At 73.8% G+C, this 20,722-nt stretch carries 22 protein-coding genes; 14 read left to right on the forward strand and 8 right to left on the reverse strand.

Annotated elements, in window-relative coordinates; genetic code table 11:
* Positions 1-20: 20 nt before the first annotated feature.
* The 4 genes from OUQ99_RS00650 to OUQ99_RS00665 all read left to right on the forward strand — a co-directional run bounded on the left by OUQ99_RS00650 (position 21) and on the right by OUQ99_RS00665 (position 2,493).
* On the forward strand, positions 21-194 hold the full coding sequence (locus OUQ99_RS00650) for a DUF4177 domain-containing protein (RefSeq protein ID WP_267947456.1): 174 nt from the start codon (positions 21-23) through the stop codon (positions 192-194).
* Positions 194-655 (forward strand): RidA family protein, encoded by a 462-nt coding sequence (locus tag OUQ99_RS00655; protein ID WP_267947457.1) that lies wholly within the window; start codon positions 194-196, stop codon positions 653-655. The genes OUQ99_RS00650 and OUQ99_RS00655 overlap by 1 nt, the downstream gene beginning before the upstream one ends.
* 78 nt (positions 656-733) lie before the next feature.
* A complete protein-coding gene (locus OUQ99_RS00660) occupies positions 734-1,579 on the forward strand; it encodes an NUDIX hydrolase (RefSeq protein ID WP_267947458.1) in 846 nt (281 codons plus the stop codon).
* Between the two features lie 107 nt (positions 1,580-1,686).
* The gene (locus tag OUQ99_RS00665; RefSeq protein ID WP_267947459.1) at positions 1,687-2,493 is read left to right on the forward strand and encodes an MBL fold metallo-hydrolase; all 807 of its coding nucleotides are present in this window, start codon (positions 1,687-1,689) and stop codon (positions 2,491-2,493) included.
* 165 nt (positions 2,494-2,658) lie between these two features.
* Here OUQ99_RS00665 and OUQ99_RS00670 read toward each other — a convergent pair whose 3' ends face one another.
* Positions 2,659-3,345, reverse strand: a complete 687-nt coding sequence (locus OUQ99_RS00670; RefSeq protein ID WP_267947460.1) for a Crp/Fnr family transcriptional regulator — start codon at positions 3,343-3,345, stop codon at positions 2,659-2,661.
* Between the two features lie 290 nt (positions 3,346-3,635).
* Here OUQ99_RS00670 and nth point away from each other — a divergent pair, with 290 nt between their 5' ends.
* The 3 genes from nth (at position 3,636) to OUQ99_RS00685 (ending at position 6,710) form a co-directional block, all read left to right on the forward strand.
* Positions 3,636-4,388: an endonuclease III gene (gene nth, locus OUQ99_RS00675; RefSeq protein ID WP_267947461.1), complete on the forward strand. Its 753-nt coding sequence runs from the start codon at positions 3,636-3,638 to the stop codon at positions 4,386-4,388.
* Between the two features lie 468 nt (positions 4,389-4,856).
* On the forward strand, positions 4,857-5,510 hold the full coding sequence (locus OUQ99_RS00680; RefSeq protein ID WP_267947462.1) for an NUDIX hydrolase: 654 nt from the start codon (positions 4,857-4,859) through the stop codon (positions 5,508-5,510).
* Positions 5,511-5,531: 21 nt separating this feature from the next.
* On the forward strand, positions 5,532-6,710 hold the full coding sequence (locus OUQ99_RS00685; protein WP_267950206.1) for a MarP family serine protease: 1,179 nt from the start codon (positions 5,532-5,534) through the stop codon (positions 6,708-6,710).
* Positions 6,711-6,992: 282 nt separating this feature from the next.
* On the opposite strand, the gene OUQ99_RS00690 is transcribed toward OUQ99_RS00685, so the two are convergent.
* Entirely contained in the window at positions 6,993-7,541 is a 549-nt protein-coding gene (locus tag OUQ99_RS00690) for an ATP-binding protein (RefSeq protein WP_267947463.1), read from the reverse strand.
* A gap of 13 nt (positions 7,542-7,554) precedes the next feature.
* Entirely contained in the window at positions 7,555-7,902 is a 348-nt protein-coding gene (locus tag OUQ99_RS00695) for an STAS domain-containing protein (RefSeq protein ID WP_159944311.1), read from the reverse strand.
* A gap of 234 nt (positions 7,903-8,136) precedes the next feature.
* Between OUQ99_RS00695 and OUQ99_RS00700 the strand changes: the two genes are divergently transcribed.
* From OUQ99_RS00700 to OUQ99_RS00725, 6 genes are all read left to right on the forward strand, one after another.
* The gene (locus OUQ99_RS00700; protein ID WP_267947464.1) at positions 8,137-10,449 is read left to right on the forward strand and encodes a DEAD/DEAH box helicase; all 2,313 of its coding nucleotides are present in this window, start codon (positions 8,137-8,139) and stop codon (positions 10,447-10,449) included.
* A gap of 403 nt (positions 10,450-10,852) precedes the next feature.
* Positions 10,853-11,050, forward strand: a complete 198-nt coding sequence (locus tag OUQ99_RS00705) for a DUF4244 domain-containing protein (protein ID WP_267947465.1) — start codon at positions 10,853-10,855, stop codon at positions 11,048-11,050.
* Entirely contained in the window at positions 11,028-11,381 is a 354-nt protein-coding gene (locus tag OUQ99_RS00710) for a TadE family type IV pilus minor pilin (protein ID WP_267947466.1), read from the forward strand. Before OUQ99_RS00705 ends, OUQ99_RS00710 begins: the two co-directional genes overlap by 23 nt.
* Before the next feature lie 4 nt (positions 11,382-11,385).
* Entirely contained in the window at positions 11,386-11,748 is a 363-nt protein-coding gene (locus OUQ99_RS00715) for an Rv3654c family TadE-like protein (protein ID WP_267947467.1), read from the forward strand.
* Complete coding sequence (locus OUQ99_RS00720; protein WP_267947468.1) at positions 11,745-12,197, forward strand: hypothetical protein; 453 nt, start codon at positions 11,745-11,747, stop codon at positions 12,195-12,197. Before OUQ99_RS00715 ends, OUQ99_RS00720 begins: the two co-directional genes overlap by 4 nt.
* Positions 12,198-12,357: 160 nt before the next feature.
* Positions 12,358-12,795, forward strand: coding sequence for a hypothetical protein (locus OUQ99_RS00725; protein ID WP_267947469.1), 438 nt, complete (start codon positions 12,358-12,360; stop codon positions 12,793-12,795).
* A 172-nt stretch (positions 12,796-12,967) separates the two neighbouring features.
* Here OUQ99_RS00725 and OUQ99_RS00730 read toward each other — a convergent pair whose 3' ends face one another.
* The 5 genes from OUQ99_RS00730 to OUQ99_RS00750 all read right to left on the reverse strand — a co-directional run bounded on the left by OUQ99_RS00730 (position 12,968) and on the right by OUQ99_RS00750 (position 18,440).
* A complete protein-coding gene (locus OUQ99_RS00730; protein ID WP_267950207.1) occupies positions 12,968-13,690 on the reverse strand; it encodes a type II secretion system F family protein in 723 nt (240 codons plus the stop codon).
* A gap of 122 nt (positions 13,691-13,812) precedes the next feature.
* Positions 13,813-14,499, reverse strand: a complete 687-nt coding sequence (locus OUQ99_RS00735; protein WP_267947470.1) for a type II secretion system F family protein — start codon at positions 14,497-14,499, stop codon at positions 13,813-13,815.
* A complete protein-coding gene (locus tag OUQ99_RS00740) occupies positions 14,484-15,638 on the reverse strand; it encodes a TadA family conjugal transfer-associated ATPase (protein ID WP_267947471.1) in 1,155 nt (384 codons plus the stop codon). The genes OUQ99_RS00735 and OUQ99_RS00740 overlap by 16 nt, the downstream gene beginning before the upstream one ends.
* Positions 15,635-16,762: a septum site-determining protein Ssd gene (gene ssd, locus OUQ99_RS00745; RefSeq protein WP_267947472.1), complete on the reverse strand. Its 1,128-nt coding sequence runs from the start codon at positions 16,760-16,762 to the stop codon at positions 15,635-15,637. The genes OUQ99_RS00740 and ssd overlap by 4 nt, the downstream gene beginning before the upstream one ends.
* A gap of 865 nt (positions 16,763-17,627) precedes the next feature.
* Entirely contained in the window at positions 17,628-18,440 is an 813-nt protein-coding gene (locus OUQ99_RS00750; RefSeq protein WP_267947473.1) for an oxidoreductase, read from the reverse strand.
* 208 nt (positions 18,441-18,648) lie between these two features.
* Between OUQ99_RS00750 and acs the strand changes: the two genes are divergently transcribed.
* Positions 18,649-20,619, forward strand: coding sequence for an acetate--CoA ligase (gene acs / locus OUQ99_RS00755; RefSeq protein ID WP_267947474.1), 1,971 nt, complete (start codon positions 18,649-18,651; stop codon positions 20,617-20,619).
* Positions 20,620-20,722 lie beyond the last annotated feature (103 nt).

Below are 20,722 nucleotides of genomic sequence, written 5' to 3' on the forward strand. Positions count from 1 at the left end.
GACCGATAGGGGTTGGACGCATGAGCAAGTGGGAGTACCAGACGGTGGCGCTGCTGTCGCACGCCACCAAGCAGATCCTCGACAACTGGGGTTCCGACGGGTGGGAGCTCGTCTCCGTCGTGCCCGCCCCGCTCCCGGAGGGCACCGACCCGCGCAACCAGCAGTACGTCGCCTACATGAAGCGCCAGCTCTGATGGCCACCCCCGAGGAGCGGATCGCGGAGCTGGGCCTGACCCTGCCGGAGGTGGCGGCCCCGGTGGCCTCCTACACGCCGACGGTGCGCAGCGGGGCCCACGTGTACGTGTCCGGTCAGCTGCCGTTCGTGGAGGGCGAGCTGCCCGCCACGGGCAAGGTCGGCGCGGAGGTCACCCCGGAGGCCGCCCGCGATCTGGCCGCGCTCTGCGCGCTCAACGCCATCGCCGCGGTGCGCGCCGAGGTCGGCGAGCTGTCCGACGTGGTCAGGATCGTCAAGGTGGGCGGCTTCGTGGCCAGCACCCCCGACTTCACCGGCCAGCCCGGTGTGATCAACGGCGCCAGCGACCTGCTCGCCCGGGTCTTCGGCGACGCCGGGGTGCACGCCCGCGCGGCGGTCGGGGTGGCGGCCCTGCCGCTCGACTCCCCGGTCGAGGTCGACATGATCGTCGAGGTCCGCTGAGCGGTTCCCCGTGAGGCCGGGCAGGCCGCGCCGGTCGGCGGCGCGGCCTCCGGCCCCGAGACCCGGGAGGGTATGCCGATGCCGGAGCAGGGAGGGGCCGCCCGGCCCAGGCCGGCCGCCACGGTGATGCTGCTGCGCCCCGCGCGGGGCGGCCAGGCCCGGGGCGGGCGCGGGGAGGGGCCGATGGAGGTCCTGCTCATGCGCAGGGTCCGCTCCATGGGCTTCGCGCCGGGCGCCTACGTCTTCCCGGGCGGAGGAGTGGACGAGAGGGACGCCGACGGGGACCTTCCCTGGACCGGTCCGTCCCCGCTGGAGTGGGCGCGGACACTCGGCACCGACGTGCGGATGGCGCGTGCGCTGGTGTGCGCCGCCGTCCGCGAGACCTTCGAGGAGACCGGCGTGCTGCTGGCGAGTGCGCCGGAGCGCGCCGGGGAGCCGGCCATCACCCTCGACACGGCGTCCGAGGAGTGGGAGAGGGACCGGCTGGGGCTGATCGACCGCTCCCGCTCCTTCACGGGGGTGCTCTCCCGGCGCGGGCTGGTGCTCAGGTCGGAGTGGCTCCGGGCGTGGTCGCGCTGGATCACGCCCCGCGCCCAGCCGCGCCGCTACGACACCTGGTTCTTCGCCGCGGAGCTTCCGCCGGGCCAGGCCTCGCGCGACGTCGGCGGCGAGGCCGACCTCACGGCCTGGACCGATCCGTCCCTGGTCGCCCCGGAATGGGCGGCGGGCCGCATGCCCATGCTGCCGCCCACGGTGGTCACGTGCGCCGAGCTCGCCGAGTGCCGGACCCTGGAGGGTGTACGGAAGGCGCGACGGGATATCGTCCCCTTTGAACCGGAAGTTCGGGAAGTCAACGGTCGGATCCGCGTCGTCGCCCCCGACGGGGTGGAGTACCCCCTGCCGAATCCCGGTGCGGCCCCGTGAGGGTGCGCACGTCACCGTGCGGACCGCGTGGCCGCGGGACGGGTTCCGGGGTTCGCCGCCCGCGGTCCTCCGGACCGGTCCGGTCTCGGCGATCGAAGCGAGGTGCGATGAGGATCGACGGTTCCGGGACGCTGCGCGCCAGTTGTGTGCTGTGCCCCAATCCTGGCCCGATGACGTTGGAGGGGACCAACACCTGGATCCTGCGCGAGCCCGGCGCCCGCGGGGTCGTGGTCGTGGACCCCGGCCCCCACGACGAGCGCCACCTGGAGAGGGTGGCGCGGACCGTGCAGGAGCAGGGCGCGCAGGTACAGATGGCGGTGGTCACCCACCGGCACCCCGACCACGCCGAGGGCGCCCGCTACTTCGCCGAGCTGACCGGGGCCCCCGTGCACGCGGTCGACCCGGAGGTGCGGGTCGGCGGCCACGGCCTGTCCGACGGCGACACCCTGGAGGCCGACGGCCTGGTACTGACGGTCGTCGCCACCCCCGGGCACACCGACGACTCGGTGTGCCTCCTGGTCGGCGCGGACAACGCCGTCCTGACCGGGGACACGGTCCTGGGGCACGGCACGACCGTGATCGACGGCGACGACGGCCTCGGTCCCTACATGGACTCGCTGTACAGGCTGCGGGACCTCGTGCGGGAGCAGGGTGTGCGCACCCTCCTGCCCGGGCACGGACCGATCCTGACCGCGCCCGCGGAGGCGCTGTCCTCCTACATCGCGCACCGGGAGTCGCGCCTGGAGCAGGTCCGGGAGGCCGTGAACGCCGGCGCGACCGGGGTCGGCGCCGTCGTGGACCGTGTCTACCCCGACGTCGACGAGCAGATCCGGTTCGCCGCGGAGTCGTCGGTGCGCGCCCAGCTGCGCTACCTGGCCTCGCTCGGTGAGCTCCCGGTCGGCAACGAGCCGTAGCCCCGGGCGGACGGGCACCGCCCGGCAGGCGCGCGCACGGGGCCTTCCGAGCCGCCGCAGAGGGGCGGCGCGCCGCGGGGTCCGGACAGCGCTGTGGCCGCCCACCCCGGGGGGAGAGCGGCCACACAGCGTGTCCGCCGGGCGCCCGTCCGGGCGCCGGAGGTTCTAACGGGCCCGGCGGCGCATCCGCTCGACGTCGAGCAGGACGACGGCCTTGGCCTCGATGCGCAGCCAGCCGCGCAGCGCGAACTCGGCGAGCGCCTTGTTGACCGTCTCGCGCGAGGCGCCGACCAGCTGGGCGAGCTCCTCCTGGGTGAGGTCGTGGTGGACGTGCAGGCCGTCCTCGCCCTCCTTGCCGAACTTGTCGGCGAGCTCCAGGAGCGCCTTGGCCACACGGCCCGGCACGTCGGTGAAGACGAGGTCCGCCATCACGTCGTTGGTCCGGCGCAGCCTGGCCGCCAGTGCCTTGAGCAGCTGGAGCGAGACGTGCGGACGGCTCGACAGGAACGGGCGCAGGTCGTCGTGGCCCAGCCCGGCGAGCACCGAGTCGGTCACGGCGACGGCGCTCGCGGTGCGCGGGCGCGGGTCGAACAGCGACAGTTCACCGAACATCTCACTGGGGCCGAGCACCCCGAGCAGGTTCTCGCGGCCGTCCACGGCCGTGCGGGTCAGCTTGACCTTCCCGCTGAGGATCACGTACAGGCGGTCGCCCTCGTCGCCCTCGCTGAACAGGGTCTGCCCGCGTCCGAGGCGTACCTCGCTCACCGATGAGCGGAGCGCCGCCGTGTCCTCCTCGTCGAGAGCCTCGAACAGAGGGGCCTTCCGCAGCACCTCGTTGATCTCGTCCACCACACGTCCTCCTCAGAACCTGACCGTCAACAGTGTGACGTATATCGCACCCGGGTGTGAAACCAGGTCGTTACCGCGGCTTGCCGCCGGGAGACCACGTGCCCACAACAGCCGACGTCAGCCCATGCGATCTTAGTCGTAATCAGCCTGTATCAAGGGCTGTCCGCGCCGCGCCATCGGACATTGGTTACATAATCCCGGTCACCGGCCGAAACGACGGCCGGCTCCCGGAAGCATGCCGAACTTTCGGTGAACACGGAGGCCCGCCCCGTCGGGACGCCTACCCTGTGACGATGCCCCGTGACACGCCAGACGCGCCGTCCGCGCCCGCGGAGAACCCCACGCCCACCGGCGAGAGCCGACTCGCGCTGGTCCGCCGCGCGCGCAGGATGTACCGGGAACTCGTCGAGCTCTACCCGGACGCCCACTGCGAACTGAACTTCACGACCCCGCTGGAACTGCTGGTCGCCACCATCCTGTCCGCGCAGTGCACGGACAAACGGGTCAACCAGGTCACTCCGGCGCTCTTCGCCCGCTACCCCGACGCCGAGGCCTACGCCTCGGCCCGGCGGGAGGAGATGGAGGAGGTCATCCGTCCGCTCGGCTTCTTCCGCGCCAAGACGAACAGTCTCATCGGGCTCGGTCAGGCGCTGTGCGAACAGCATGGCGGAGAGGTTCCGGGGAACCTCTCCGACCTGGTCAAACTACCCGGTGTAGGACGAAAAACCGCAAATGTACTGCTTGGTAATGCCTTCGATGTGCCCGGGATCACCGTGGACACCCATTTCGGGCGGTTGGTCCGCCGTTTCAAGTGGACGGACGAGGTCGACCCGGTGAAGGTCGAGCACGCGGTGGGCGACCTGTTCCCCCCGAGGGACTGGACGATGCTCTCCCACCGGGTGGTCTGGCACGGGCGGCGGGTCTGCCACGCCCGCAAGCCCGCCTGCGGCGCCTGCGACCTGGCCCGCTGGTGCCCCTCGTTCGGGGAGGGCCCGACGGATCCGGACACGGCCGCCGGGCTGCTGCGGATGCGCTCCTTCGCCTGACCCCGCCCCTGCGGCGGCCGGCCCGGAGGCGGCGGACGGCGGGGGCGCCTGCGGCGCTTTGTACTCTGATGGTGTGATCGTTGACACCGGCGTCCCGACACGGCCGCCGCGTCCGCGCGGACGCCTCCGCCGCGCCGCTCCGCGGTACCGCCGCGACGCGGCGGCGGCCCCCTGCCGGGACGACCCCGGCGGTCCCACCGCCTCCGGGGACGCCGTGCCGGCCGGCGGACCCGGAGACCGGGGCCCCGCGGGGGACGCGGCGCCCCCGGGAGCGGTTCCCGCGAGGGAGTCCCCGCACGGGACCGCCGGACACGGTTCCACCGCATGACGACCCGAGGGAGCGGTGCGGGCCCCGGGCCCCGCGCTCCCGGCCCGCCCAGGAAATCCCGGGAACATCCCGGTGCGGCCCGCGCCAGCGGCCGCACCGGTCCACCGACGGCGCGACAACCCCCGGAACAGGCTTCACGTATGAACCCGATCCCGCTCTGGCTCGCCGCGCTCGCGGACGCCGCCGAGACGATGACCGTGCCGGGCCCCATGCGGCCCCCCGCGAACGGCGGCCGCGAGTCGGCCGTCCTCATCCTCTTCGGCGTCGGACACAAGGGGCCGGACCTGCTCCTCATCCAGCGCAACGCCGGACTGCGCCGCCACGCCGGGCAGCCGGCCTTCCCCGGTGGCCGGATCGAGCCCACGGACGCCTCCGTCGAGGCCGCGGCCCTCCGGGAGGCGGAGGAGGAGACCGGGGTGGTCCCCGCGGGCGTCGACGTCGTGGGACGCCTCCCCGAGCTGTACCTGAGCTTCAGCGACTTCCGGGTGGCCCCCGTCCTGGGCTGGTGGCGCGAGCCCTCCGAGGTGCGCCCCACCGACCTCGGCGAGGTCGCCGCGGTCTCCAGGGTCCCGGTCGCCGACCTCGCCGAACCGGCCAACCGGGTCATGGTGCGCTACGGGGGCGGGACCCGGTGGGGGCCGGGCTTCCGGGTCGACGGCATGCTCGTGTGGGGTTTCACCGGTGCGATCATCGACAGCCTGCTCACCATGGGCGGCTGGGAACTTCCTTGGCGCCACGAGGGTCTCACCGACGTGTTCGAAGCCACCCCGCAGGGCCTGCGGCCGGTCGGGTAGCGCTCATTCTTGGAGGGCATTGTGCTCGACGTGGTCCTGATCGTCCTGCTGCTGCTGTTCGCGGTGACCGGGTACCGCCAGGGTTTCATCGTCGGTGTCTTCAGTTTCGTGGGCTTCATCGGCGGGGGCGTCCTCGCCGCCCTGGCCGCCCCGGACCTGATCCAGGCGTGGGTGGAGGATCCCGGCCGACAGGCGCTCCTGGCCATCGCCGTGGTCTTCCTGGCCGCCGCGCTCGGCCAGTTCCTGTGCTCCTACCTGGGCACCCTCGTCCGCAACAGGGTCACGTGGGACTCCGCCCGCGTCGTGGACGCCGTGGGCGGAGCCCTGGTCAGCGGGCTCTCGGTACTGCTCGTCGCCTGGTTCATCGGCAGCACGGTCGCGAACTCGGCGCTGCCGTTGGTGGCCGGGCAGGTCAAGGACTCGCGCATCCTCCAGTCGGTGGACGCGCTCATGCCGGAGTCGGCCCACAGCGGCTTCTCCACGTTCCGCAGGGTCGTGGACCAGAGCGCGTTCCCACAGGTCTTCAGCGGCCTCGGGACCGGTGAGCTGGCCGAGGTCGAGCCGCCGGACCCGGACGTTCTCACCACCCCGGAGCTGATCGAGTCGAGCCGCAGCGTGGTCAAGGTCCTGGGGACCGCCCCGTCCTGCCAGCGCCGTGTGGAGGGGACCGGCTTCGCCTACGCCGACGACCGGATCATGACCAACGCGCACGTCGTCGCCGGGGTGACCGACGACCTGCGGATCGTCACCCGGGAGGGCTACCAGCTCGACGCCACCCTGGTGCTGTTCGACGCGCAGCAGGACCTGGCGGTCCTCCACGTCCCGGGGCTGGACCTGGAGCCGCTGGAGTTCACGCACGAGGCCCCGCAGGGCGGGGACGCGGTGGTGGCCGGGTTCCCCCGCAACAGCGGCTTCACGGCCGTCCCCGCGCGCGTACGGGCCCGCCAGACGGCGCAGGGGCCGGACTTCTACCACTCGCAGCAGGTGAGCCGGGAGATCTACCAGGTGCGCGCGGTGGTGCGCCCCGGCAACTCCGGAGGCCCGCTCCTCGCCCCGGACGGCACCGTCTACGGGGTCGTGTTCGCCGCGGCCACGAACGAGCCGGAGACGGGCTACGTGCTCACCGCCGACGAGGTGGCGGAGAACGCGGGTTCGGGGCTGGAGTCCGCGGCGGAGGTCTCCTCCCAGACCTGCGACTGACCCCCGTCCACAGGCGGACGCCGGGCCTTCACAGGACCCGTCCCCCACGGTTCACTGGATGTACAGGGGGACCGCCGCGGCGGCCGGCACGGTGCTGCCCGGGGTCCGCGGGACGCCCACAGGGCCGTCCGCGGGGCCGCCCGCCCCGCGCGGCGGAGGCGCCACGCGGGGCGGGCGACCCCGGGCCCCGACCCGTCACGCGCTCCGGCGCCCGCGCCCCCGCACGCGAACGGGCGCCCTCCCCGCGGGGAGGGCGCCCGTTCGGACGTCTGTGGACCGGCCCTAGTTGGAGCTGGGGTCCGGCGTGTGCTCGTTCGTCAACGGCCAGCTCATGCGCACGACGGTGCCCCTGTCGCTGGGGTCGATCTTCACCTCGTCGGCGAGACCGGTGATGACCGCCAGGCCGAGGCCGGGGGAGAACCCGGAGATTCCGCCGGGAGGGGTGTCCTCACCGTCGAGGAAGAGCCCGTCCAGCATGGACGGGTTGACGGTCTCCACCGTGTCCTTCGCGGGGGCACGGTCGGAGACGACGACCTCGAAACGTTGTGTCGCGCTCCCGTTGGCGCGCAAGGCGGGGCTCGTGGCGTCGGTGCGGGAGTCCGACCCCGGGTCAGGCCCGTTGCCGTCGATCAGCTGGAGCAGGATCGGCTGTGTGGGGCAGTGCAGCTTGTGTGCGGCCACCGCCCGGGAACACGCCTCACCGACCGCCAGCCTGATCTCGTCGATCGCTGAGGCGGCGATACCCGCCCGCCGTGCCACGGTCGCGGCCATGAGCCGCGCCGTGCGCACGTGGGCGGGAAGCGCGCTGATCGTGAGCGTGATGGTTGCCATCGCTCGCTCTGGGCTACTTCGCGGAACGCTTGTCGATGGCTTCCTGAACAGAGCCGTGGATACCGAAGACCTTGGTCAGACCGGTGATCCGGAAGATCTTCAGGATGCGCTCCTGGGTGCAGACCAGGTCGAGGGTCCCGTCGTGGGCCCGGACGCGCTTGAGCCCGCCCACAAGCACACCGAGGCCTGTCGAGTCCAGGAACTCCACCTTCTCCATGTTGACCACGAGGTGGAAGTTGCCCTTGTTGACCAGGTCGATCAGCAGCTCGCGGAGCCGGGGCGCGGTATAGACATCGATCTCACCCTCAACGACGACGATCTCGGTGTCGCCCTCGGTGTAATGATCAAGCTTCAAGTCCACTAGTCCTCCAGCGCCGAACCGCGAAAAAATCGCGAATGATCTCTGCCGGGCGTTACCCCACCAGCACGCATTCAACCACGGGTGTCGAGTGCGTCTTCCTGTGATGCACAGAAAAACCGTGACACCGCGCCACTCTTCCCCCGGATGTCACACTGAAACCGATGTCCCAGTGCGACACCCTTCGTCTGAGGGCGTCATGACTACCGAACACGCGCCTGTGAGGAGGGGTCTCGGATGAGGCGATCGGAGCCCGTGCTCCCCGGTGTGTGGCGTGACGATACCCGGTACCCGCAGGTGACCCACATCGAGCATGTGGCCCGCAACGAGGGAGTGGGCGGGGAGTGGCCGGAATGGGCCGCGCCCCACCTGGTCGGACGGCTCTCCGAGCTGGGGATCACACGACCGTGGTCCCACCAGGTTGAAGCCGCCGACCTCGCACGCTCGGGCCGTGATGTGATCATAGCCACGGGTACCGCCTCGGGGAAGTCACTCGGCTTCCTCATACCCGCTGTGGACGCCGTCGACGCGGGCGGGACCGTGCTCTACCTCTCCCCGACCAAGGCGCTCGCCCAGGACCAGTTGCGGTGGATATCGGACCTGGGTCTCGCGGGCATGCGTGCGGCCGTATACGACGGCGACACGAGCGTCGAGGAGCGGTCCTGGGTACGCGAGCACGGCAACTACGTGCTCACCAACCCGGACATGCTGCACCACGGGATCCTCCCCCGCCACGGGGCGTGGTCGCGCTTCCTGCGCAGGCTGCGCTACGTGGTGGTCGACGAGGCACACCGGTACCGCGGTGTCTTCGGCTCGCACGTCGCCCAGATCCTGCGGCGGCTGCGCAGGATCTGCGCCCGCTACCGGTCGGAACCGGTGTTCGTGCTGGCCTCGGCCACTTCCGGCAGCCCCGCGCAGAGCGCGACCCGGCTGACCGGCGTGCCCGTCACCGCGGTCAGCGAGGACGGGTCCCCGCGTCCGGGGCTGTCCGTCGCCCTCGTGGAGCCGGAGCTCACCGACCTGACCGGGGAGCAGGGGGCGCCCATCAGGCGGACGGCGCCGTCCCAGGCCGCTGAGATGCTCGCCGACCTGGTGCGGGACCGGGTGCGGACCCTCGTGTTCGTGCGTTCGCGGCAGGGCGCGGAGGTGGTCGCGCTGACAGCTCAGCGGCTCCTGTCGGAGCGGGGCGACCACGACCTGGCCGCCCGGGTTGCCGCCTACCGGGGCGGCTACCTGCCCTCGGAGCGGAGGGAGCTGGAGGAGGCCCTGAGGACGGGGGAGCTCCTGGGGCTGGCGAGCACCAACGCCCTGGAACTGGGCGTGGACATCAGCGGGCTCGACGCCGTCCTCATCGCCGGATGGCCGGGGACCCTGGCGTCCCTGTGGCAGCAGGCGGGACGGGCGGGGCGGCGCGGCGACGACGCCCTGGCGGTGTTCATCGCCCGGGACGACCCGTTGGACACGTACCTCGCGCACCACCCGGAGGCGATTTTCGGTCGCTCTGTGGAGACCACCGTCCTTGACCCGGAAAACCCCCACATTCTGGGTCCGCACCTGTGTGCGGCCGCCCAGGAGCTACCGATCACGAAGGACGACTTCGCCCTCTTCGGAGAAACCACCGAGGAGCGCCTGGCCGATCTCGTGGAGCGGAAACTCTTGCGGAGGCGCCCACGGGGCTGGTTCTGGACCAGTAATGAACGGGCCAGCGACCTGGCCGATATCCGCGGGGCGGGCGGTCCCCCCGTGCAGATCGTGGACACCGGGAGCGGGCAGCTCCTCGGCGAGATCGACGAGGCCGCGTCCCACGGCACCGTGCACCCGGGCGCGGTGTACCTCCACCAGGGCTCCACGTACCTGGTGGACGACCTCGACCTGGACGAGGGGGTCGCACTGGTCCACGGCGCCGAACCGCCGTACAGCACCTGGGCGCGCGACACCACGGACATCACCGTGCGCTCGGTGCGGCGCCAGGAGGAGTGGCCGAGCGGCGCGACCGCGTACTTCGGCGAGGTGGAGGTGGTCCGCCAGGTGGTGGGCTTCCTCAAGCGGGACGTGCGCACCGGCTCCGTTCTCGGGGAGCAGCCGCTCGAACTCCCCGAGCGCACGCTCCACACCCGCGCGGTGTGGTGGACCCTGCCCGCGGAGGGGGAGGCCCGGCTGCGCAAGGAGGACGTGGGCCTGCTGGGCGCCGCCCACGCGGCCGAGCACGCCGCGATCGGCATGCTCCCGCTGCTGGCGACCTGCGACCGCTCGGACATCGGCGGGGTGTCCACCGCCGTCCACGGCGACACGGGCAGGCTGACGGTGTTCGTCTACGACGGGTACGAGGGCGGCGCGGGCTTCGCCGAGCGGGGCTTCTCCGCGGCGCGCGAGTGGCTCACCGCGACCCGGGCCGCGATCGCCGACTGCGAGTGCGACCACGGGTGCCCCTCGTGCATCCAGTCGCCCAAGTGCGGCAACGGCAACGAGCCCCTGAGCAAGTCCGGTGCGCTGAGGCTTCTCGACGAGGTCCTCGGAGGGGACGGCGGCACGGGCGCGGAGGGCGCCTGAGAGCCGCCTTCCGGAGGAGGTGCGGGCCGTCCGCGGGCTGCGGGCGCCGGGTTCTCCGCGGTGCCGTCCGGGGACCGGGTCGCAGGACCGGCCCGTCCGAGACGGGACCGGGGAGCGCCGTGCCGACAGCCCGCGGATCCCGCGTGCCGGGGCGAGGGGCACGCCACAGGCGGGGGGCCGTGCGCCGCCCGCCGGTGCGGGGCCACGGGCCGCGGGGAGCGGGGCTTCCGCAGCCGGTGCGGGGCCACGGGCGGCCGGGCGCCGGGGAATGGGGCTCCCGCAACCGGTGCGGGGCACCCGGGGTTTTCCACAGGCTGGGAAAGGGGCTTTCGGGACCGCACTCCGCCACCGGAACCTGGAATCGGGCGCCGACACCCCGTCCGCCCCTCACCAGGGAGGTTCCATGTTCGCTCTCACCGGCCCGCCACCCGCTCGCAGCGCGCAGCCCGGAGGCGACGACGGGATGGCCACCGCCGAGTACGCGCTGTGCGCGGTCATCGGCGCCGCGTTCGCCGGCGTCCTCTACGTCATCATCACCAGCGGTGAGGTCAGGGAGGCCCTCACCGCGCTCGTGGTCGATGCGCTCAGCTCGGGGTTCTGACCGCGGATCGGTCACCGTGGAGGCGGCGCTCACGCTGCCCTCCCTGCTGCTCGTCCTGGCCGTGTCCTTCGGGGCCGTCCAGGCCGCCTCGGCCCAGCTCGCCTGCGCGGACGCCGCGCGGGTGGGGGCGCGGGCCCTCGCCCGGGGCGAACCCGACGACCGGGCCCGGAGCCTGGCGCTGACCGCCGCGCCCCGGGGCGCGGACGTCGGCCTGGCCGATGACGGGCACACAGCCCGCGTCACCGTACGGGTCGAGCTGCGGCTCGGCCCACTGGCGCCTCCCCTGGGGGTGGACGGCAGCGCCGCCGTCCTCCTCGAACCGGGGAGCTGACCACGTGCACTCCGACTCCGGCTCAGCCACCGTCTGGTGGGCGAGCCTGGGGGCCCTGCTCTGGTTCGTCACCCTCGCCGTCCTCGTGACGGCGGCGGCACGACTCGACCGGGACCGCGCCACCACCGCCGCCGATCTCGCCGCACTCGCGGCCGCCGCCCGACTCGTCCACGGCACGGAACGAGCCTGCGCGGAGGCCCGGGACACCGCAGAGGCCAACGAGGCCTCCCTCGAATCCTGCGTCATCACCGGCTCCACCGCAGAGGTGGTGGTCTCGGTTCCGTCGTCACTGGCGGACCGCGACGTCCTGGCGCGCGCCCGCGCCGGGCCGGTCCACGAAGCCGTCTCCAGCGAGGAAGTGGAATGAGCCCCGCCCCCGTCTCCGTACTGCTGTGCGCCCTCCTGCTGGGAGCTCCTCCCCAGTCCGACGACCACGTCCCTCCGCCCTGCGCGGCCTCCGCCGAACCAGCCGAACCCGCCGTGCGCGACGGCGGTGCCGAGGACCCCGACCCCTGCGCCTCCCCATCGGCGAGCCCCACGCCCTCGCCCGCCGCCGGGGCCCGCCCGGCGGAGGCCTCGGTCGGTTCCGCCCGCCGGGCGGCGGCCGCTCCGCCGCCCGTGCACGAACCCGTCGTCCACTACACGGCGGAGGCCGCACCCCCTGCCACGACCTTCGCGCGTGCCGTGGGACACACCTCCACCGTGGTCCTGGTTCTGCTGGGCATCGCGGTGCTGGCGATGCGCCTGTCCGTCGGCTGGCCCCGCTTCCCCACCCCGTACCTCGGCCAGCGGCGCTTCGACCGGGAGGAGTACTGACACCGCGGGGTCCCGTCCGGGTCGGCCCCGGGCGGGACCCCGCGGACGGGTCCTGGGTTCGGGTCCCGCCCGGGCGTGTGCCCCGCACCGCCGCCCCCGCCCGGACGACCTGCGCACACCCCCCGCACAGCGGGTGCGGAACCCTCGTACCCTCCGGTGTATGGGACACCGACACCCGAGCAGGCTCAAGAACTCCGAGGTGGGCCACGCGCGCGCCCGCTGGCTCCTGCGGGCCGAGCTTGCCGGGTGCGAGGAGTGCCGCGGGGAGGGCGACCGGGAGGCGCTGGCCGACCTGGCCTCGGAGGGCGTCTTCGACTCGCTGCTCACCGGTTTCGTGCTCGCGCGTGTGCAGCAGTGGCGTGTGCCCGGCCGATCCCCCCGGTACCCGGCCACGGTGTACCGCCTCGCGCCCGTCGACGAACGGGACTTCTGGCGGGAGCCCACCCAGCACTGCATGAGGGTGTGCACGGTCGCGGGAGCACGGGGGAGCAGTGTGGACACCGTGCCCGCGCTCCGCGAACTCCGGCTGATGTCCACGGCCGACCGCGCGTCCGTCCTGGACGACATCATCGACGGCCTCTGCGAGGACGAGGCCTGAGGTGGGGCCCGCGGACCGTCACGGGGCCCGGCGGGGCGCCGGACGAGGGGCCGGGCCGGGTGACCCGAGCGGGGGCCGGTGCGGCCGCCGTCCTCGGACGCGCGGTCCCGGGGGCCCGTCCCGGGCTTCCGGGGGAGCCTCCTGCCGGGGCGGCAGCGCGCTCGGGGGAGAGTCAGCCCCCCAGCGCCCGGGAGAGCAGCTCGGCGGCCATCGGGACGATGCCGATCAGCACGAAGGCGGGAAGGAAGCACAGGCCCAGAGGAGCGACCACCAGCACCCCCAACCGCTCCACCCGCGCTGTCGCGCGGGTGCGCAGGGCCCGCCGCAGGTCGACCACGTGGCGGTCCAGGAGATCGGCGACCGGCGCGCCGGTGTCGGCGGCCCGGGCCAGGTCCCTTCCCGCCGCGGTCAGCGGGGCGGGAAGGGAGGAGCGGCTCCAGGCCGACGCCGGATCGGCCCCCAGCCGCAGCTGCTCGGCGACCGCTGACAGCTCCCCGCCCAGCCTTCCGCCCGCCGCCCCGGAGACCGCCGTGAGGCAGACGGGCAGGGTCGCCCCGGCGCGGATCCCCGAGGAGATGAGCCCGATCACCACGGGCAGGTCGGAGGTCACCGGGAGCCGGTCGGGTCGTTCCCCGGCACGGCGGGCCCGCACCCACAGCACGGCGCACCCCCCGACCGCGACGACGCCGCCGACCGGGCCGAACAGGGTGGCCGACGCGGCCACCGCGAGCACGCCCGCCAGCGTCAGGGCCAGGGCCCGCAGAGGCAGACCGGTACGGAGGGGCGGCCCGCCCTCCGTCCCGGCGCCCGCCAGCCGTGTCCCCGGGGCGCCTCCCCGGCCCGTCGCCACCCACGCGGCGGCGGCGCCGAACAGCGCCGCGGTCACCACCGTCATCACGTCCACTCCCCTTCCACACCGTTTCCCGTACGGGGCCGTGGCCGCCCCGCCCCTCAGCCGGCCCCCACACCGCCTCTGCCCCCGGCGGTCGCGGTCGTCCTCCCCCTCTCCGCGCCCGGTCACGGTGGAGCTGTCGCGGAGCGCAGCATGCGCAGCGCCCACCAGAAACCCAGGAGGTCGAGGAACACGCCGCACACCAGGCAGGCCACCCCCAGCGGTGTCGTGAACAGGAACTCCAACGGCGACCCGCCGAGGCCGGAGGACATCAGCACCCCGGCCACCGGGAGGCACGTCAGGACGATCGCGGTCGTGCGCGGACCGCTCGTCCGCGCCTCCGCCTCGGCCCGCTGCTCCTCCTGTTCGGTGAGGTTGGCGGCCAGTGCGTCGACCACCTCGGCCGGCCCGGCGCCGGTGTCGGCCGCCACCTCCCAGCACACGGCCAGGTAGGCCAGCGCGCGCAGGTCCGGATCACGGGCGGCCTCGCGGCGCAGCGATTCCGCGTCGTCCACCGCGCCCACCAGCGGTCCGGCCTCGGCGGCGGCGATCCGCAGCGCCTCCTGCGGGGGCTGCCCGGCACGCAGTTCGGCGGCCAGGACCCGGCACAGCACGACCACGGCCCGCCGGCGTTCGGAGGCCTTCCCGGGACGGGGCACCAGGGACCGCGGGCACTCCCCGCGCACAGGGCGCCGCGGTCGGTCCAGTACGGCGCCCAGGCGGATGCGCTGAGGCGCCGGGACCGCGAACAGCAGGACCAGGAGCCCCGCGCACGCCGCGCACACCGCCAGCGCGGTCACCGCTGTCGCCACCCGTCGCCCAGCCGGGCCGCCACCTCCTCGGCCCCGGGGTGCTCCCGGCAGGAGCCGTCCCGGCCGAACGACACCGCGGGCACGGCGTGCACGAGCCCGGCCGGGTCGCGGCGCAGCACCCGGAGTTCGGCGAGGCGACGGGTTCCGGCGTCCCGGACCAGGTGCACGACCATGACCCTGGTGGCGGCCAGCTGGCTGTGCACCGCGGCCCGGTCGAGCCCGGCACCGCAGCCGAGCGCCTCCACCCGGGCGGGGACGTCCCCGGCGCCGTTGGCGTGGAGGGTGCCGGCGCCGCCTTCGTGACCGGTGTTGAGGGCTCCCAGCAGGGACACGATCTCCGGCCCGCGCGCCTCGCCCACCACCAGCCGGTCGGGCCGCATCCGCAGGGCCTGCCGCACCAGGACCTCCAGGGACACCTCTCCGCTCCCCTCGATGTTGGCCGGGCGGGTCTGGAGCCGCACCACGTGCGGGTGGTCGGGGCGGAGCTCGGGGGAGTCCTCGGCGAGCACGAGGCGCTCACCCGGGTCCACGAGGGACAGGAGGCTCGACAGCAGCGTGGTCTTGCCGGTACCCGTTCCGCCGCTCACGAGGAAGGCCGCACGGGACGCCACGAGCGCCCGCAGCAGGGCCGCGCCGCGACCGGTGACAGTGCCGTGTTCGGTGAGGCGTTCCAGGGAGAACACCCGCCGGGGCGGCAGGCGCAGGGACACGCAGGCGCCGGCGGGGGACACCGGGGGCAGCACCGCGTGCAGGCGGGCACCGCTCGGGAGCCTGGCGTCCACGTAGGGGACGGCGGCGTCCAGCCGCCGACCCGCCTGCGCGGCCAGCCGCTGGGCCAGCCGTCGGACCGCGTCCGCCGACTCGAACCGCACCCCGGCCCGCCGCAGGCCGCCGCCGTCGTCCACCCACACCTCGTCGGGCCCGTTGACGAGGATGTCGGTGACCCCGGAGGAGGACATGAGCTCCTCCAGCGGCCCCGCCCCGGACAGGTCGGCCGCCAGCCGCCGGGTCATGGACAGCACCTCGGTGTCGCCCAGCAGGCCTCCTTCGGCCCTCAGTGCCGCCGCGACGTTGGCCGGGCTCACCGGCGCCCCGGAAGCCACGAGGCGGTTGCGCACCGCCTCCACGAGCGGGCTCACGGGACGGGCTCCGGGAACGGGAGGGACGCCACCACGAGGTCGGCGAACCGGGCCAGGGGGGACCTGGGGTGGCGCGCGGGGACGTCTCCGGCCGCCAGGATCCGGTCGAGCCTGGGTTCCTGCGGCAGGTCCGCGCCGAGGTCGAGGCCGAGGGTGGACGCCACCACGTCGGCGCTCAGGTCGCCGCGGGCACCGCGCACCACGACCCGGACGGCCGCGGCCTCCTCCCGCAGCCGGGAGACCACCCGGGTCGCCGCCACGACCGAGGGCACGTCGGCCGGGACCACGACGAGCACGAGGTCGGAGCGGTTGAGGAACACGACGGTGGCGGGGTCGAACGAGCGCGGCAGGTCGGCCACCACCAGGTCGGCGCCGTCCCGCGCGCTGGACAGGGCGGAGCGGGCCGCGCCGACGGGCAGAGGGGCGGCGGGTCCCGGCTCGCGGGACCAGGTCAGCACCGAGACCCCGGGCGTGCCGGGCAGCCCCGCCCGCAGGTCCTGCCAGCGGACGCGGCCGCGGCGCCGGACGAGGTCGCCCCAGCCGGTGCGCCGCTCGGGCGTGCGCGGCGGAGCGCCGTCGCAGCCGAGGTAGAGGTCGGATCCGCATCCGAGGGGGTCGGCGTCGAGGAGGGCGGTGTCCCGGTCGGCGCGGGCGCCCGCGAGGGCGAGGGCGACCGCGAGGAGGCTGGTACCGGCTCCGCCGCGCCCTCCGATCACCGACACGGTGGGGGCCGGGGCGGAGGTGGGCGACGCCGCTCGGGTGAGGAGGTCCACCAGCACGGGCTCGTCCCTGGGCAGGAGGAGCGTGCCGGGTCCTTCGGTGGCCGTTGCGCCTCCGTGGGCCGGGTCCTGACCGTACGGGCGGCCCTCCCGGCCGTGCGGGTCCCCGCCCCCGTCGGTGCGCGACACGAACACGTGGCGCCCCGGGGGAGGGTCGGCGGTGCGCAGGGAGGCGCGCAGTTCGGCGCCCACCACCACGAGCGGGGCGTGCCGCCACAGGCTCAGCGCCCGGTCGGGGGTGCGGGCGACGGCGACCTCGGTGGCGGCGGCGGTGGCCAGCCTGAGCAGGTCGTCGAGGAGGAGGGGGTCGGCGGTCGCGATCAGCGGCAGGGGACGGGTGTCCATCGGACTCTCCGGGGGGGTGGGGTCTTTCTTCGACCCTCCCCGACCGGAGCGCTCGTGAGAAGCCCCGGTCCGGAGCTGTGGACAACGCCGTCGGCGGCGCGCGGAGCGCAGAAGCCCCGAGCGGGGCGTGCGGGGGTGCCACGGCGGGGCGGAGGAGGCCCACCTGGCGGGCGGGGTGCGTACACGGGGGCGAATACGCATGCCCGCCCGGCAGGCGGTGAGGAGCGGGCGCGGGGTCCGCCTCCGCAGGGGGAGCGAAGGCCGCCACGCGAGTTCCGGCCCTGGGGGGAGGACCGGGCCCGTCCTCCGGAAGGGCCTGTGGAGAGACGTGCTCCCACGACCGCCGAAAGACCTTTGTCGTCGGCGCCTCCCGGAAACCGGGCACCGGGGAACCGGGACGGGTTTCGCGGCGGGGTTCTTCCGGTACGGCGGGACCCCTGGTCGACGACGGAACAGACGCTACCACGCGGTGCCGCGTATTGGTTCGGGAATCCAGGCGGAAAAGTCGGGTCAACCACCTTTTCCCAGAGGGGTGGCGGGAGTACAAAGAAAGCAGACGGTGGCTGAGAACCACCCCGACACGGCACCCGGGAACCCACGCACCACCCGGCCGCGTGTGGCCCGTCTAGGTCGGACAACCGGATGTACTGCCTGGCCAGACTATGGAAATGGTCGCTTGCTAACCCGGTGGAACGTGTCGCAGACGGCGCCCCGAGAGTCACGCGGGGCGCCGTTCCACGTGCTCGTCCGGACGCGCCGGGCGACCCGCGGAAATGCGCGCCCGGCCGGATCGCCCGTGGCCAACAACGATTGTGTCACTGTTGGTTGATAAAGGAATGGTCGACGATTCAACCTTTTCGGGGGCTCACCCGCGTTTGAGGGCCTCGCAGGTCGCCAGTGAGTCCTGGGCCCCCGCCCGCACCGCCCGGCAGCAGTAGACGACCCATTCCGCGACGCCCTCGGGGGTGCCGCCCATGTAGCCGCGCAGGGCCGGTCCGTACTCGTCCCGCAAGGTCTGGTGGCCCAGCTCGGACGGCACCAGCGACTTCGGGTCCAGGCCCCGTTCGACCAGGGTCAGCCGCTCGGCCGCGCGCGCCACCAGGCCGTCGCCCCACCCGAACGGCCGGATCGCCATCAGTTCGCCGTGGACCAGCGCCGACGTCACCAGGGCCGGGACGGACGTGCGCGCGCCCAGAAGCGCGTACAGGCCCTCCAGCCGGGCGAGCGCCGCCTCCGGCGCGGGGGCGGGACCGAGTGAGAGCGGGTCCTCGACGCGCTCCCCCGCCAGCCGGGGCCGCCCCAGGGCGTCCTCGGAGACCGCCTCGGTCGCGGCGAGCGTGTGCAGACGGGCGAGGGCCTGGCGCGGCGCCTTCGGCCAGGTGTCGACGAGGGACCCCAGTTCGCCGGACACCCGCAGGGCCCCCTTGATGCGCGTGTCGTACACGTGCCCCTCGCGGATCTCCTCCATCGAGACCTCGGCGCCCTCCAGCGCCGCCGACGCGCACGCGCCGCGCAGTGCGGACTCCATGGACACGTCGCTGCTGCGACGTCGCAGGATGCGGTGCCCCAGCAGCCGGTCGACCAGGGTCCGCGTCTCGGCGACCGCGTCGCTCACACCGGGCAGGGCCGCGACGCGGGCCAGGGGGTCGGAAGGGGAGGCAGAAGTCGATTCGCTCACGGAGAACAACACTACGCGCCGGTAACACCGGCCGCCCCCTCCCCGGCGGGTAGGAGCGCACCGACCGCTCGTCGCTGACCGGCGACCGTTCACCGGCCGTTCGCCGCTCGCCCGCCGGTCCCCGGCGACGCGCTGCACCCCGGCTGTTCACGCGGTATGGACCGCATGATTAATTGGGTGTGAACCAGTCGACGTAAGGAGAATCACAGTGGCCGACAGCACTCCCCCGAGCCAGGAGACACTGTCCAACCTTCTCCACGAGACGCGCAGCTTCCCCCCGCCGCCCGAACTCGCGGCCGAGGCCAACGTGAAGGCCGAGGCCTACGAGCGGGCCGCCGAGGACCGTCTCGGCTTCTGGGAGGAGCAGGCCCGCCGGTTGCAGTGGGAACACCCCTGGGACACCGTCCTGGACTGGGACCCGCCCTACGCCAAGTGGTTCGTCGGGGGCAAGCTCAACGCCTCCGTCAACTGCGTGGACCGCCATGTCGCCAACGGGCTGGGCGAGCGGGTCGCCTACCACTGGGAGGGCGAGCCGGGCGACACCCGCAGCATCACCTACGCGGAGCTGAAGGACATGGTCTCCCAGGCGGCCAACGCGATGACCGGCCTCGGGGTCGGCAAGGGCGACCGCGTCGCCATCTACATGCCGATGATCCCCGAGACCGTCGTCGCGATGCTCGCCTGCGCCCGCATCGGGGCCGTCCACATGGTCGTCTTCGGCGGCTTCTCCGTGGACGCGCTCGGCCAGCGGCTGGACGACAGCCGGGCCAAGCTGGTCGTGACCGCGGACGGCGGCTACCGGCGCGGCAAGGCCAGCGCCCTCAAGCCCGCCGTGGACGCCGCGGTCGCCGACCGGCCCGCCGTGGAGAACGTCCTCGTCGTCCGCCGCACCGGCCAGGACGTCGAGTGGACCGACCGCGACGTGTGGTGGCACGACGCCGTGGAGTCCCAGAGCACCGAGCACACCCCGGAGGCGCACGACGCCGAGGACCCGCTGTACATCATGTACACCAGCGGCACCACGGCGAAGCCGAAGGGCATCCTCCACACCACGGGCGGCTACCTCACCCAGGCGGCCTACACCCACTGGGCGGTGTTCGACCTCAAGGCCGAGACCGACGTCTACTGGTGCGCCGCCGACATCGGGTGGGTGACCGGCCACTCCTACATCGTGTACGGGCCGCTCGCCAACGCCGCGACCACCGTGCTGTACGAGGGCACCCCCGACACGCCGCACCGGGGCCGCTTCTGGGAGATCATCCAGAAGTACGGGGTCACCATCGCCTACATGGCGCCCACGGCGATCCGCACCTTCATGAAGTGGGGCGACGACATCCCCGCCGAATTCGACCTGTCCAGCCTGCGCGTCATCGGCTCGGTGGGCGAGCCCATCAACCCCGAGGCCTACATCTGGTACCGGGAGAACATCGGGGGCAACCGCACCCCGGTCGTGGACACCTGGTGGCAGACCGAGACCGGCGCCATCATGGTCAGCCCCCTGCCCGGCGTGACCTCCGGCAAGCCCGGCGCGGCCATGCGCGCCCTTCCCGGCATCGTGGCCGACGTGGTGGACGAGGCGGGCCGGTCCGTTCCCGACGGTGACGGCGGCTTCATCGTCATCCGTGAGCCGTGGCCGGCGATGCTCCGCGGCATCTGGGGCGACCCCCAGCGCTACGAGGACACCTACTGGTCGCGCTTCGAGGGCCTGTACTTCCCCGGCGACGGTGCGAAGAAGGACGAGGACGGCGACCTGTGGCTGCTGGGCCGCGTGGACGACGTCATGCTCGTCTCCGGCCACAACATCTCCACCACCGAGGTCGAGTCGGCGCTCGTCTCCCACCCGAGGGTGGCCGAGGCCGCCGTCGTCGGCGCCGCGGACAAGGTCACCGGCCAGGCGATCGTGGGCTTCGTGATCCTCCGCGACGGGGGCGAGGAGGTTCCGGAGGAGCTGGTCAAGGAACTCCGCAACCACGTCGGCACCTCGCTCGGCCCGATCGCCAAGCCCGCCCGGCTCCTGGCGGTGCCGGAGCTGCCCAAGACGCGCTCCGGCAAGATCATGCGGCGGCTCCTGCGCGACATCGCCGAGGAGCGGGCGGTCGGCGACACCTCGACGCTGACCGACTCCTCCATCATGGACGTGATCGCCAAGCAGCTGCCGTCCGCCCGCGGGGACGACTAGGACACGTGCCGCAGGCCCGTCACAGGACCTGCGGCGAGGCGCTCCGGCGGACGCGGCGCCCCGGCCCGGACGAGGGCCGGGGCGCCGCCGCCTTCCGGTCGCA

This window comes from Streptomonospora nanhaiensis (assembly GCF_026642255.1).
GTDB classification, from domain to species: Bacteria; Actinomycetota; Actinomycetes; order Streptosporangiales; family Streptosporangiaceae; genus Nocardiopsis; species Nocardiopsis tropica.